The organism is Motilimonas sp. E26 (genome assembly GCF_021278025.1).
Taxonomy (GTDB): domain Bacteria; phylum Pseudomonadota; class Gammaproteobacteria; order Enterobacterales; family CBDFNC01; genus Motilimonas.
The window spans coordinates 1-14,191 of record NZ_JAIBHJ010000046.1 but is presented as its reverse complement, the minus strand read 5'-3'; the positions used below and the strand labels follow the sequence as shown (position 1 = coordinate 14,191).

At 42.6% G+C, this 14,191-nt stretch carries 10 protein-coding genes; 4 read left to right on the top strand and 6 right to left on the bottom strand.

Annotated elements, in window-relative coordinates; genetic code table 11:
• Positions 1–149 precede the first annotated feature (149 nt).
• The 4 genes from K1M91_RS20580 to K1M91_RS20565 form a co-directional block, all read right to left on the bottom strand.
• The gene (locus tag K1M91_RS20580) at positions 150–1,127 is read right to left on the bottom strand and encodes a hypothetical protein (RefSeq protein WP_232804140.1); all 978 of its coding nucleotides are present in this window, start codon (positions 1,125–1,127) and stop codon (positions 150–152) included.
• 459 nt (positions 1,128–1,586) lie between these two features.
• The gene (locus tag K1M91_RS20575) at positions 1,587–3,368 is read right to left on the bottom strand and encodes a glycosyl hydrolase family 18 protein (protein WP_232804139.1); all 1,782 of its coding nucleotides are present in this window, start codon (positions 3,366–3,368) and stop codon (positions 1,587–1,589) included.
• A gap of 266 nt (positions 3,369–3,634) precedes the next feature.
• Positions 3,635–5,098, bottom strand: a complete 1,464-nt coding sequence (pyk, locus tag K1M91_RS20570; RefSeq protein ID WP_232804138.1) for a pyruvate kinase — start codon at positions 5,096–5,098, stop codon at positions 3,635–3,637.
• 106 nt (positions 5,099–5,204) lie between these two features.
• Entirely contained in the window at positions 5,205–6,560 is a 1,356-nt protein-coding gene (locus tag K1M91_RS20565; RefSeq protein ID WP_232804137.1) for an MFS transporter, read from the bottom strand.
• Positions 6,561–6,858: 298 nt separating this feature from the next.
• Between K1M91_RS20565 and K1M91_RS20560 the strand changes: the two genes are divergently transcribed.
• The 4 genes from K1M91_RS20560 (at position 6,859) to K1M91_RS20545 (ending at position 12,741) form a co-directional block, all read left to right on the top strand.
• Positions 6,859–8,157 carry an ABC transporter substrate-binding protein gene (locus K1M91_RS20560; RefSeq protein WP_232804136.1) on the top strand — a complete coding sequence of 433 codons (1,299 nt, stop codon included), beginning with the start codon at positions 6,859–6,861 and terminating at the stop codon, positions 8,155–8,157.
• Positions 8,154–10,499, top strand: coding sequence for an ATP-binding protein (locus K1M91_RS20555; protein WP_232804135.1), 2,346 nt, complete (start codon positions 8,154–8,156; stop codon positions 10,497–10,499). The genes K1M91_RS20560 and K1M91_RS20555 overlap by 4 nt, the downstream gene beginning before the upstream one ends.
• Positions 10,492–11,760, top strand: coding sequence for a sigma-54 dependent transcriptional regulator (locus K1M91_RS20550; RefSeq protein WP_232804134.1), 1,269 nt, complete (start codon positions 10,492–10,494; stop codon positions 11,758–11,760). The genes K1M91_RS20555 and K1M91_RS20550 overlap by 8 nt, the downstream gene beginning before the upstream one ends.
• A gap of 165 nt (positions 11,761–11,925) precedes the next feature.
• Positions 11,926–12,741, top strand: coding sequence for a hypothetical protein (locus K1M91_RS20545; RefSeq protein ID WP_232804133.1), 816 nt, complete (start codon positions 11,926–11,928; stop codon positions 12,739–12,741).
• Here the strand turns inward: K1M91_RS20545 and K1M91_RS20540 are convergent.
• Both K1M91_RS20540 and K1M91_RS20535 read right to left on the bottom strand, forming a co-directional pair.
• Positions 12,708–13,115, bottom strand: a complete 408-nt coding sequence (locus K1M91_RS20540) for a GFA family protein (protein ID WP_232804132.1) — start codon at positions 13,113–13,115, stop codon at positions 12,708–12,710. The two genes, K1M91_RS20545 and K1M91_RS20540, sit on opposite strands and share 34 nt — an antisense overlap.
• Positions 13,116–13,448: 333 nt before the next feature.
• On the bottom strand, positions 13,449–14,191 hold a 743-nt coding region (locus K1M91_RS20535), incomplete at its 5' end, for a helix-turn-helix domain-containing protein (protein WP_232804131.1).

Below are 14,191 nucleotides of genomic sequence, written 5' to 3'. Positions count from 1 at the left end.
ACTGGCGTTTGCTATAATGTGGCTGCCTATGTACTGCTGAACAAAATCTATACAGCAAAGATCAACAGACCCTAGGTAGCGATAGGTTTTAAGCTCAACAGAGACTCTTTAAGGCTGGCTCAATTAAATAGAGCCAACCTTCATCGCTATTAGTGGTTGTTCAACGAGCCATCCTCGCCAGACCAACTCCAGTCAGGATAGGTTGTGCCATTGACCGTTGCATTGAACCCAGAGATAAGTGCATTAGGGTGAGATTGGCTGGTCCAGTTATTTAAACTTGAACTGACTATCTCGAAAATATAGTTGTTAGTGTAAAAGCTATACGGGCCTGTAACTGTGGAGTTTTCGTAAGCCGCAAACATGGTTCTACCGCCTAAGGTAAGAGTGTCAACTTGGCTGTTGAGCACTTCTGCGCTGGATTGGCCATACAAGGCAAGGTTAGATATCGATACTCCGTCATTACTTTCTAAATGGCCATTACCCCACACCTGTATTTGTTCAAATTCACTGGCATTTTTCGCCAACGTTGCAGATGTGTCACTAATAATCAGTGATAAGAGTTGGTTGCCTTTATCAAATTGAGCATAAGAGTTACCTCTAACCCGAATGTCCACACCTTGCAAATATTCGGCGATCAGGCTGCTATTACCAAGTAGATGGATATGGGGTTTTTGTTGAGTATCGCCTTGGTGAAAACCACTTGTGAGTCTTTCTGCGTGAACTACGCCATTGTGATTAATCGAGAGCATACGGTTATGGTTAGGCAAGTTAAAATGGAGATTAGCTAAAGTAACATTGCTACTGTTCACCGTGATGGCATATGGAGAATTTAAATCATCTGTCATAGTGATCACTGCTTTTTCTCTGCTCGAACTTTGAAGTATTGTTTTACCCGTTCGATTTATTTCAATAGGCCCAGAGCATGTCCCCGCGATAACTAATTTGAGCGATTTATTATGTTTTTTAGCCAGTGCTTTTTGCAGGGCTAGGGGGGATTTTTGGCAGTTTACCTTTATGGTCTTGTATTTCTCAGCCTCTGTATTTTCAGCAAAGCTGGCATGACTAAATACCAAAGTAGCAATGCTAGTGAATGCTAATGCGAGAGGTTTTACCTTAAAACATTTCATTTGATTTCCTTTTCATTTGTTTAGGTCCGCCATCATGATGGATGGATTTAAGGCTTTCTGGCTAGAGTGGAGGCTCGGTTTTTTCATGAATTTAAATAGCACTGAGTATTTACAGGGGTTGCAGCTTGATTTTCTGCATTGTTGAAAAATTGAATTTCGTGAAAAATTATTGAAAGATGAATGCTTGTAAGGCTTTGAATTAAATGTATAAATATTTATTTTTTGTGAATTGTTAAGCTTGTTTTTTGGTCATTCGTAGTCAGATTTAATATCTGAGTGAGCGTTTTGAGGCATTTTTGTATAGACAAAAAAGCAGTCGTATTTATGTGCGTTATTAACGGCCGAAGTCGCAAAGCTTTGCTGAAGAACAAGGGAGGTAAAGTGTAGGGATAAGCAAGAGGGCACCTTAATAATTTAATGTACCCTCGTGATCTGGTTTTTATGATTAAGCTAGGTGAATTAGTTGAACCAATGGTTGAAATTTTGTTGTAGCTTTGCAATATAGCTGCCGCCAATGGGTAACGTTTTATTGCCAATTTGAATCATCAGCTTGCCTTCATTATTCTCAAAAACACCTTCTACTTTTTGCGCACTGACGAGGTATGAACGATGAATTTGGACTAAAAATTCATCGTCATAGTAGCGTTTAAGTTGCTTCAATCGTGTATAAATGTACTCTGGTTTATCTTGATTATGGAGATATAAGCCGGTGTATCCTTTTTCAGCTTGGATATAAAGTAATCTATTTTTGTTACTGCTGATTTTATGCAGTTCGGAAAGTAATGTAGGATCATTGGTCACTTGTTGGAGGTGAGAGCTTAAGTGACCCATCATTTGTTGCAGCTGAGCGGTGATGGACTGGTCTTCTAAGGTTAAATTGTATTTTTGTTGTTGCTGTTCTAATTCTTTCTTTAGTTCAGTAATGTCTTCGTTGGAGGTCGTCGGTAAGGATGCTTGTTGTAGTTGTAAATGCAATAACTCTTTGGCCATCTCTTGCTGTTGCTGGTTGTGATTAATCGCGCGTCGATACCAGTAAAACCCCAAAAAACCGGCACTTAATAGCAATAGCAAAGTGAGTGAAATTAACTTTAAATTTATCTGGTGGGTATCGATAGCAGGCAGTTTATTGGTGTTAAGCAAATTAGCCGCTTGTGTAACTAAGCTAACATCTGCGCCTAAGTCTTGAATGCTCATGCCAGCAAGCTGATAGTGGTTAATGTAAGCAACTTTTTCTTTCAGCGAGCGAGTGCTTTCAAAACTAATAAAATGTCCTGTCTGCATATTGAAAAGGTATGATGCTTTGGCTTGATCATCCCAGTAAGACTGATAATTTTCAGCAAAATAAAGATCTTGAATGCTTTGTTGGCTGTATAAGCCAGTATTAGGCTGCCCCTTTGGCGTATAGTCACCTTTAGGGATCGACTCTGATGGCTGGAAAAGCCCTTGATTGTTGTTTTTAACGCCAAGCCAGCCATGACCAAAAGCAGGAATGCTGACAATGAGTTTATCACTGGGTACTTGTTGGTTTAATAGGTGTTGAACTGCTTCATCAAGACTGCCGGTAAAAATGGCAGGGCTGTCTTTTGGCGTGAATAAAGGCGACGAATGCCCGCTTTTATTTTGCCAGTGTCCGGCCAAGTCTAGCGATAAAATTTCAATAGCATCAACATATTGGCTTATTTGTTTGATAGGGAGATAAATGAGGTCGTCAGTTAAAACAGAAACCGTCATAAAAAGAGGTATGTTTGGGTAGGTTTCTCTGATACGGATGATTAAAGCCAGTAAATTGCCGCCATCAGAATCTCTATTGCCTACCGTACTTTCACGACTGACACCGGGGTAACGCCAATCAATACTAACGCCGTCGAAGACGCCTTCTGATAACAATGTCCCTATGTTGTCTATAAATTGTTGGGATAGCTTCTCATTGGATGTGACAAGGGGGTAATTTTTAGATAATGCCCAGCCACCAATGCTCGCGAGCAATTTTAAACTCGGCTTACGTTGCTTTAGTTTGTGTAAAGCTGTGAGGTGTTTAAGCTCTTGTTTTGGAAGTAATACATTAATGCTCGCTGTTTCAGTCAAGTCGAGATGGTTATATACCAGATGGGTAAGGGGCTCTACTTGCAGATCACTCACTTGGCCATTCCAGCCAAAAAACTGACCAACGACCAGCTTTTCTGATGCAAAAGCAGTATGGGGGAGCAGTATGATGAGAAGTATTGTTAAGAATTTACGCATCGGAAAATTATAAGCTATTGAAGATGGATGTAAATTAAATGTTATAAACAATAAAATGAGCAATAGCCATAACCTAACGACTTTGTTCGCTAGGTTCAGCTATCTGTGCTGAGATGGGTAAATTCATTTCTATAGTGAGAATTTGGTTATATGTTAAGAAAAATAAGGTTTGATTTTATCGGGAATACAATCACTGCTTGAGTTTTATTCCCGATACGAGTTTGTTGATAAGTTCAGCCCAGTGCGGGGCTAAACATCTGGGGTTATTAAGCCGCTACCGTTGCTGTAACGGGCAACGCTATAAGTTCGCACATATTGATATTACCTGCCGCCTCCACTGAGTCGAACTGTGCCATTAATAGGGAAGAAATATCGTCGCTCTTTGCATTCTTGTAGAGTAGGTTGGCGACCTGTTGTGATAAGGGAGCTATCGCATTTTCTTTGGCTGCAAAGAGTATGGGGCTGACGCCACGTAAAATGGCAAGTTTACGCAATAACGCTGGGTCGTCCGATAATGCCCAAATGGGGGTTTGACTTTGACAGCGCGACATCAATAATGGCGTTTTCCCTTGTTTCGTTAATATTGCTATACCGAGCTTGTGGTCGACTTGTGTTGCACAAAGCATGGTGGAAAGGGCAAAGCTTTTGCCGATATCGTCACATTGATGTAGTAAATTTTGCCAGCAATCAGATGACAGGGTGATATCTGCTTCGACACCTTGGGTGATGCGAACCATGGCCGCAACCGCTTCTACTGGGTATTGGCCTGCTGCGGATTCGGCCGATAACATAATGGCATCTGTGCCATCAAGCACCGCATTGGCTATGTCCATTACTTCGGCGCGGGTGGGAAGTGGGTTGTCTATCATTGATTCCAGCATTTGAGTGGCCGTGATCACTGGCTTAGCTAATGCTTTGGCTCGTGAAATCAGTTGTTTTTGTACTTTGCTTAGGCGAGCATCGCCAATTTCTACGCCCAGATCGCCACGGGCCACCATGATCACGTCAGATGCTTGGATCACTTCATCCATGCTTTGCTGATTGGCAACCACTTCAGCGCGTTCGATTTTAGCAACAAGGTGAGCACGACAGCCTGCTTGTTGGGCGAGATTGCGCGCGTGATGGATATCCTGTGCGTTTCTTGGGAAAGAAATAGCCAAAAAGTCGGCTTGTAATTTAGCTGCGGTGAGGATATCTCGTTGGTCTTTTTCGGTTAATGCTGGCGCCGATAAACCGCCCCCTAACAAATTGATTCCTTTACGATCAGACAAAACGCCGCTATTAAGTACGCGCGTTTTAACCCACTGCTGACTTTTATTTACCGCTTCGACTTGTAGTTGCACTCTACCATCATCCAGTAACAGGGTATCACCCACTGCCAAATCTTGAATTAGCTGAGGGTAATCGAGTCCTACCTGCGTTTGATCACCTTGTTGTGGGTCTAATTGACCATTTAAGGTGAACTCGTCGTTTGCGGCAAGTTTGATTGGTCCGTCTTTAAAGCCTGCGATGCGAATTTTCGGTCCTTGCAGGTCAACCAGTACGCCAACATGAACATTGAGCTGCTGCGCGATTTCGCGAACCAAGTTGGCGCGAGCAATATGCTCTTCCGAGCTACCATGTGAAAAGTTGAGACGCACCACGTTAACACCGGCTTGGATCAGTTGGGTTAATGTTTCGCGGCTTTGACTAGCAGGACCAAGTGTGGCCACAATTTTAGTTTTACGCATAGGAAGATCCTTAATAAACGGGAGAATGGGATAGATTGAAAAGGGAAATACAGGGGGCAAGCCCCCTGCGGATTGGGTTTAGCATTTCAGCTTAACGTGTGTTGATTTAGGCTTGTTTATGCTCGTCAATGTCGGTTATTTTCTTCGCATTCCAAACGGTTAGAGCGAGGATTAACGACACGACACCTGACGCCAACCAGAAGTATTGCGCATGTGAGAAGTCGTAACTGTTTGCGCCATTTACTTGCGTGATTTCAATGAGGTTTGAAGAGATGATTTCTTGAGCTGATACCGCAAGGTATGAGAACAAGCCGATAAAGCCTTTCACCGCACCAACGGCATTCTTTGGCATTAAGTCACAAGCGGTAAGGCCTGCTAAAAACACCACTAAGCCACCAATAGCAAAACCGATAAGGCCGAGGGCTACAGCGTCTATTACACGGTTATCAGGACCAAAGAACATCAAACACATACCCGCTATGTTTGCGAGTCCATATAACAAAGTTGGAATATGGCGATTAGCGTTAAATAGTTTGTCAGAAATGATACCCGAGAGGATAGCTCCGGCGAGGCCTGCGATAGGGTAGGTAGACATCGCAAAGCCCGCATCCATTAATGAATAACCTTTTGTTTCTTGGAGGAATAATACCGCCCAAGAAGACATAGCGTAGCGAGAGATATACATAAAAGCACAAGCGAGTGCAATTAACCAAACTGTCGGTTGGGTAAGGATGAAGATTTGTGCGCGACGTGTTTCTTTAGGATCGTGCGCTTTTTTGATCTCCGTTTCTTCATCAAACGCCGTTGCTGCATCAGGTAAACCATAAGTGCGAGGGCGATCTTTAAGTAGTAGGTACATGATACCTGAAGCGAATACAGCTGCGATACCGGCGCCAATGAAACCCGCTTGCCAGCCAAAATAGCTCACTAGGGAGGCAGTTAAGATCCAAGTGATACCTTCACCAATGTTTCTCGAACCACCCCAAATTGAGTAACGGCTACCACGTTGCTTTGGTGAGAACCATTGAAACAGGGATACACAAGAGGGCGCAGAGCCAACCGATTGGAACCAGCCGTTAATACCCCATAGTAAAATGAAGAAAAACGCAGTGGTGCTGAGGCCCATGGCTACAGCAGTTAAACCGGATAAGAATAAGGCTGTTGACATAAACCGGCCAATGTTGGCGTAGTCCGACAAAAAGCCGTTGGAAAATTTACCTATCGCGTAAGTGAAGAAGAAAGCAGAGCCCATAATACCCAGCTCTTCAATGGAGACGATACCTGCGTCCAGCATGGGTTTTTTAACTAAACCTAAGCTCATTCTAACAACATAAAAAACAGCGTATCCAAAAACTAAGCCGATAAAGACTTGCCATTGGTAGCGTTTAAAACGCGATTGCATTTCCCCTTTAGAGCTATCCGAAAGCGGCAGATCTGGACGGGTTTTAAAAAAATTAAGCATGATGCTCTCCTAGTACAAATAATGTGATTTGTTTTGTCGAAGGGCAGTATTTAGAAAAGGACTAGTAAGAACAAAACCCTTGTTTTGGGATAAAAGTGACTCAAATGAAGGGTGTGCTAGAGTCAAAATAGGGACATTTGCAAAAGGAGTGTGATCGGTTCACTGATAAAATAGGTTTTGATTGAGTAGTCTTGCGTCAATTATGACTCAACGGCTATTTGGCTGTTTTTTAGTCAAGTGGCAGAGTTTTGATTGAACGCACATTTTTCGTGGTTATTAGCAAAAGGCGTTTCAGCTTATGAGAGTTCGGTGGCGTTATTTAACATGCTTTATGATGATTATTGGCCAAGGTATAGGGGCTAATTACGCTGGTGCTAACAGTAATGAGTTGGTGATTTTAACCACCTTCTCAAGAGAGCCGTTATTGCCATTAATCAACGAATTTTCAGCGCAACATAAGAATGTGGATATCCAAATTGTCCATCGTCGTACTCAATCAAGCATTCAATTAATTAATAAAAGTTACAATAAAAACATAGATTTAGTATTGAGCTCATCGCCCTTTCTCATGCAGCATCTGACGGATAGCAGTAAGCTCGCCCATTTTGATAATCAAGCGCAAACACCCGCTTGGCTAGCGCCGTATATTTTACCGCCTAATGATCAAGTGGTGACGATAGGTTATTCCGGAGCGGGATTAATTTGGAATACTGACTATTTAGCCACCCATCAATTACCGGCGCCGAGCGCCTTTACTGATTTGGCAGACTTTCGCTATTTTGGCCACATTACTATGAGTACACCTAGTCGATCAGGCACCACGCAATTAATGATCGAAAGCATTTTGGCGAAATATGGATGGCAACAAGGTTGGCGTATTTTGCTTAATGTAGGTGCCAATTTAGCCACCATTTCATCGCGTAGCTTTAGCGTCAGTGACTACGTGGCTAAAGGGCAATTTGGCATCGGTCCAACCATTGACAGCTATGCTATGACCCTAGAAAAAAACTTGGACTTTATTCGTTTCAAATACGATGACGCCTTTACTTTGATGCCAACCTATATTGCGCAAATTCAGCGTGCTCCGCAGGATCAATACACCCAAGCGTTTATTGAGTTTTTACTGTCAAAATCAGTGCAAGCTAATATGGATAATAGCGCGTTTGCTAAGCATGCTGTTAATGAACGCTCTGTGTTCAATGAGCGGCATACGCAGCTCACGATGAAGGTGATCTCGGAAAGGGAAACCTGGGTCAATCTACTGTTTGAACTTGCTATTACTAAGCGGCTACCACAGCTAAAGGATACCTGGTTGGCGATTAACCATGCACGGACTAAATTTGCCGATAAGCCTGCGATGCTGGCCAAATTAAATGAGATTGAAGCTAAGGTGTTCAGCATTCCTGTAAGTGAAGTAGATTTAGCCATCCTTAAGCAAACTTTTCCCAGAACGACTTCGGGGCAAAACGAAAGTCAGCAAGCCGCGCAAACTATGGCCATTACAGAGGCTTCTCACCACTGGAAAAAAGCACTTGCGCAGATTTTGCTGCAAGCTGGCGACGAGCTCAAGCAACTCAATCAAGTGGCGACGCCATGACCATGCCTAAACATCAAACCATTGGTGCCCGTTTAGGGATTGCCTTTGCCCTAAGCACTCTACTATTGCTGGTAGTAAGTTTAGTGGCGTGGACGACTTGGAGTCGTTTAGAAGGACAAGTGGGGGTGTTACTGGGTAAAAGTGTGCCCAAATACAATGCCAGTTATTTATTAGAGAGTCGTAGTGCTGAGATCCGTCGTCACATTGATTCGATATCGCATGCAGAAAATAAAGTCGCTTTAGAGCAATATGTGATGCGGTTAGATCAAGATCTAACGGCTATCAATCAAGTACTTGATGACTTAGAAGTGAATACCGAACAGCAAAAGCTAAAATCCGGTTATGCGCAGCTGCATGCCATGAGTGAACGGTTTAGCTTATTAGTATCGCAGGGGATAGACCAAAGGCGTGAGGTGGCATTATTACAAGAGCAAGTGCAATGGGTACATCAAGATATTAGTTCTGAGTTAGTGCCCTTACGACAAGAGATCCAATGGCAATTAGAGCGTGAAATCTCGCGAGATAAAACCGTCGCGTTGGTCGCAGAATTACGTTCGTTACAATCTATATTGGACAGTGAGGCGCAAATATTCAGCTTTTTTAGTGAGCTACTATCAGTTAATAATCATAGTCAGGTTGATAATGGACTTAAGATCCTGCAGTTTCGTCTGGATGAACTCTACACTTTAAGTGTGCCGCTCTTTAGCCAACCGGCATCTATTGCTTATCAGCAGTTATTAAGTGAACTTGTCGATGTATTAAAGCTAGAGGGGCCTTTGCATCGTCATTTAACCAATATGGTGGCCTTAAATAGTCAATTAACCACCACGGAGCAGGAGATTAAAGGGCAAGTGGCGCAACTGCATCACGGTATCGCTTCGCTGGTGGATAATGCGGACGAGGTCTTTGTGCAGATTAAACTACAAACCACTGAATTGGTGTCCTATGGCAATCGCATTTTGCTGGCTTGTTTTAGTTTGTCGATAGTCATTAGTTTGTTTATCACCTACTACTTTATTCATCGTCGCATTATTGGTCGTTTGAATAATTTAAGCCGCAGTTTAGACGCCATAATTAAGAATGACCTATCCCATCCGATTGTGGTGGATGGTAAAGATGAAATCGGCCAGATCAGTGAAAAGCTGATCCAATATGGTGAGAAAACGGCCGAAATGGAACGAACTAACGCGCTAAGCTTGATTAATAATACCCAAGCGAGTCTGATTACCTGCGATCTTAACGGCATCATTGAATCCGCCAATGCTAACGCACACGAGAGTTTGAATATTGTTCAAGACAGTCGTCATCATGCTTTTTGGCAGTGTTTTTCTGCGTCGGTGCAACCACAAGTGAAACGTTTATTTTTACCAGACTCTGTTTTGTTGACTACAGGGGCAGATATGATCACGCTTTGTTTAGGAGACTTTGATAATCCCTATTATATTCGCTTGTATTTGAGACAATATACCCAAGGTTTACAGGATAAGCTGATCATCACGATTACCGACGTGACCGAGCAAGAAATAGCGCAGCGCATTTTAGAGCAGCGAGTTAAAGAGAAAACACAATCATTACGCGAAAAAAATCAGCAGCTGGTGGCGGAAATAGAAGAGCGAGAGCGCACCGAGGCACACCTAAAAGCCACACAAAACGAGTTATTGCAAGCCGCTAAGATGGCCGTGGTTGGTCAAACCATGACCAGCTTGGCTCATGAACTAAATCAACCTCTGAATGCCATGTCGGCCTATTTATACAGTGCTAAGTTGGCCGCAGAGCATAAACAAGTCGATCAAGTTATACCTAGTTTGCAACAAGTTGAAAACTTAGCTGAGCGGATGGGGAAAATGGTCAATGGGCTACGCAATTTTGCTCGCAAAACCAACCAAGATGAGCCGTTAGCTTCGGTGAGCCTAGCCAGCGTGTTAGAGCAAGTATTGCTATTAACTCAGGTGCAAGCCAAACGTTTACAAGTGCGCCTTACAAATCATATTCAGGTGCCACTGAATGTCATTGCTGACAACCTTGGTTTGGAGCAGGTACTCATTAATCTTATTGTCAATGCTTGTGAAGCGGTATCAGGAACAGCGGACAAGCAAGTGCAGGTGATCTATTTAGGCTCTGATCCAACTTGTCATCGCATTGCGATTTGCGATTCAGGCATTGGCTTTGACCATGAAGTAGTGACACAGCTATTTATTCCCTTTACCACGACAAAAGCGGTTGGATTAGGTCTGGGCTTAAGTATTTGTAAATCATTAATTGAAAAAATGCATGGTCAAATTTATCTTGGCTCCACGTTAGCTGGGGGCGCGATGGTCATTTTGGAGTTGCCTTATGAATAATTCATTTTCAGTGCTTTTGGTTGACGATGATCAGGATGTGTTGGAAGCGTATGCTCATTTAATGTCGATTATCAGCCTCACGACAAAAATGGCCAACGACCCAACGAGAGCCTTACTCTGGTTACAACCTGATTGGATTGGCGTGGTGTTGCTTGATATGTATATGCCGCAAATGAATGGCATGGATTTGCTGAAACAAATAAAAGAGCTCGATGACAACATTCCAGTGATAGTGATCACCGGTCATGGCGACATTCCAATGGCGGTTGAAGCAGTTAAGCTGGGCGCGGTAGATTTTTTGGAAAAGCCCATCGATCCTCCTGAATTACTCCGCTTAGTGAAAAAGCATCTTGAATTGCGCCGTCACTATATTGAACATAAAACATCAGTGGTGCGCTCAATCAAACATGAGTTGATTGGTAAATCGGCACATATGGAGCAGATCCGACAGCATGTTGCCCAATACGCGATGCTGAATAGCCATGTGGTTATAAGTGGTGAATCGGGGGTAGGTCGTCACACCATCGCCTATTTAATTCATCATGTCAGTCAAGGTGGTAAAAATAGCCCCTTTATTGAGTTAAGAGCAACGCCTGACTGCACCTTAGAGGAAATAGATCAAAAAATAGCGCAAGCCCGCGGCGGTGTACTGTTAATTGAAGCGATAGAGCAATTACCTGAAACAATGCAGCGGCATTTAGCGCAGCAGTTACTGCATTTGGAACGTTTGAATCAATCAAAACCACGTGTCGTGACTATTTTTAATTGTCAGCCAGAAGCGTTAATCCAAGCTAATCAATTACAACCTGAGTTGTATTATTTATTAAATCAAGGCGTGATTGATGTTCCACCATTACAGCAACGGCCAGATGATATTGCGGTGTTGTTTCATTATTTTTTAAAACAAAGCTGCAAAAAATTAGGCAAAAGTTTGCCGCAAGTAGAGAAAAGTTACTTAGCGTTACTGCGTGCTCATGATTGGCCGGGTAATGTACGCGAGTTGCGTAATATTGCGGAGCTGTATGCTATCGGTATCGTCAAATTAATCAATAAGGAAAGGTTATATAACCAAGCAGAAATTCAGTCACCTCTTGATGAATTAGTGGATGACTATGAGAAACAAGTGATCGAAGATGCGTTATTTTTGCATGCAGGGCGTGTCGCGGATGCTGCCAGTTATTTGCAGATCCCAAGAAAAAAACTTTACCTCAGGATGAAGAAGCATGGTATTGAGAAAGATTCGTATAAAACCCGAACCTAATGTTGCCATAAACTCATAGATGGCACTCGTTCAGGCAAGCAAGAGCACACTTTAAGTTAAGCCGCGCATGAGCCTTGCCCTTGTCAACTTACGCATGCTAAAAGAAGCGTCAACCAGTTTAAACCGACTAGACTAAACAATAACAGTTTGTAGGTGAATAAACTAATGAACAAGTACTTAGCATCATTTTTACTGCTGGTAAGCCTGCCTATTTACAGTAGGGTGATGGTTGAGGTTGGCTTACCTGACACTCAACAACCGCCATTTTTCATTGATGCTTCTCAAGGGCTAGCGTTAGATATCACTCATGCGCTTAATGACATTCAGCAAGATTATTTGTTTGTGAGTAAGCTTTACCCAATAAAAAGACTGCACAGTAAAGTACAAGGAAAAAGCCTGCATATCGTCGCTCTTCAAGATGAGATTTGGTTCCCAGGCTTGTCTTTACGATCAAGTGCCTGTGTGCTGTATGAATCTAAAGAGCGTTTTATTGCCTTAAAAACTAAAGCCAAAGATCAAACCTACTTTGATAGCATTACAACTAAAAAAATCCTAGCAGTGGCGGGATTCCACTACAATTTTGCCAATAACATTAATGATGAGGAGTGGCTAAAAGGGCAGTTTGATATCGCCTTTTCAAGCAACCAGTATGTTGTAATACAAGGTATTTTAAGAGGAAGAGGGGATATTGGCATCACCTCTAGCGCAAGTTTAGCCTATTTAGCTGTGACCAATCCTCAGGCCTATAACAAGCTGCTTATTTCAGAGCGAGTAGATCGCCATAACCAGAGACGTTACCTGTTATTTCAAAACTCACCAATTGATAGTGACAAACTTGACCAACTATTAGCCAAGTTATATCGGTCTGGTGTACTGGCAACATTATTCAGTAAATATGGCCTTCCTACCCCTAATTGTGCATTAGATGCGCCCAGAGCTTCCTCTGATTACGTTGGTAACCCATCAAAGCAAGGTACATAGCCTGTATTTTTAAGCCAACTTGCACTGTTAGATACAAATATTTTCGCGGTTGGCGAAATGGGAACCGGACTATCCAAGCTGCCAGCGGGTACAACCACGCAATTTATGTTTTTTATATATGTGGGTAATGCAGATCCACAATTTTGACAAAAGCTTTTTCTATGTAATGAGTTAGGATATTGATAGATCTTGACATTAGACTCTCCCTGCAACCAAGTTAACGAGCTGTCGGTTGCAAACAAATTAGCGGCATGTGCAGAGCCCGTACCTTTTTGACATCGAGTGCAATGACATAAGAAAAATGACTGAAAGTCACCTGAAAGCGTATATTTAGTGCTACCGCAAAGACATGAACCAAAATGTTGATTATTCATCAAACCCCCTTATTGTTGGTATATAACGCAACTCGAATGATGGATAAGCTAATAGTCTATACCCAATCAACTTGAAGGTGCATGTTTCAGAGCTCCGCCGTATTTTCAATACTAGGACGCTAATGCAGGAATGTAGACACCTTCAAATGAGCGTAACAGCGTAGTGGAAAAGGGCGAAGCCCTCAAAGTGCAGTTACATGCGTTTATGCTACGTGATTTTTGATAAGGGCAAGGTATTACCTGCAATTAATTCAATGTCTTGCCAAAGTGCGTGTAAAATCTTGCTGAAATCAAGCATCTCTAGGTTGCTTAGGTATAGAGCATCAACTCTACCTACAATTTACTTGGGGTAATACTGGCGATTGAGCGAAATTCTCTTGTCATATGAGCTTGATCACTAAAGCCAAATTGCTGCGAAACATCAACTAACGTGACTGCTTTATGTTCACGCAAATAGTTAATGGTTTTTTGGACTCGTAAAATGCGCTGGTACTGTTTCGGTGATATTTCCAGCCAACGTTTAAACAGGCGCTCAATTTGTCTTTGGCTCAAGGAGACCTGACTATCTAAGTCTGCTAATGTTGCATCAAGAGCAATATGTTTTAAAGCGAGTTGCAATGATTCAGGAATGACTTGCTTAAGCGTCATGTGCTCTCTCGCCCAGCAGCAAAGAGTGTCGATTCGGCTTTGGTTATTATTTATAAGCTGTAAGTGTGAATAAAGCGCTTTAAGGTCGTCAAAATAGTCAATATTCGCAGTTAGTGGTGTTGGATGATCGAAATGCTGACCTAAGACGCCATAGCCAATGGCAGGATGAAAACGTAAACCTGCCAGTTGTGTGCCGGGGAAAAGACTAATTTGCTCGGAGACCTTGCTGACAGGTTGAAAAATAACGCCTGGTGGCAGCAATTTGCTTCCTATCTTGATGTCTCCGCCAAGGTGGAAAAGTATGCCACTGCTGGCATCGGTATACAGAGACTTTGTTATTGGTTCAGATTGCAACTCAGAGACAGAGGCTGACCATATGCCTTGTAATAATGCGGATAGCTGTCCCGTGGGGTGAGACAGCTCAAAAT

Excerpts from the sequence above, each read along its gene's own strand:
- K1M91_RS20550 (WP_232804134.1), top strand. The coding sequence starts at position 10,492 with ATGAATAATTCATTTTCAGTGCTTTTGGTTGACGATGATCAGGATGTG.
- K1M91_RS20555 (WP_232804135.1), top strand. The coding sequence starts at position 8,154 with ATGACCATGCCTAAACATCAAACCATTGGTGCCCGTTTAGGGATTGCC.
- K1M91_RS20565 (WP_232804137.1), bottom strand. The coding sequence starts at position 6,560 with ATGCTTAATTTTTTTAAAACCCGTCCAGATCTGCCGCTTTCGGATAGC.
- K1M91_RS20575 (WP_232804139.1), bottom strand. The coding sequence starts at position 3,368 with ATGCGTAAATTCTTAACAATACTTCTCATCATACTGCTCCCCCATACT.
- pyk (WP_232804138.1), bottom strand. The coding sequence starts at position 5,098 with ATGCGTAAAACTAAAATTGTGGCCACACTTGGTCCTGCTAGTCAAAGC.
- K1M91_RS20560 (WP_232804136.1), top strand. The coding sequence starts at position 6,859 with ATGAGAGTTCGGTGGCGTTATTTAACATGCTTTATGATGATTATTGGC.
- K1M91_RS20540 (WP_232804132.1), bottom strand. The coding sequence starts at position 13,115 with ATGAATAATCAACATTTTGGTTCATGTCTTTGCGGTAGCACTAAATAT.
- K1M91_RS20580 (WP_232804140.1), bottom strand. The coding sequence starts at position 1,127 with ATGAAATGTTTTAAGGTAAAACCTCTCGCATTAGCATTCACTAGCATT.
- K1M91_RS20545 (WP_232804133.1), top strand. The coding sequence starts at position 11,926 with ATGAACAAGTACTTAGCATCATTTTTACTGCTGGTAAGCCTGCCTATT.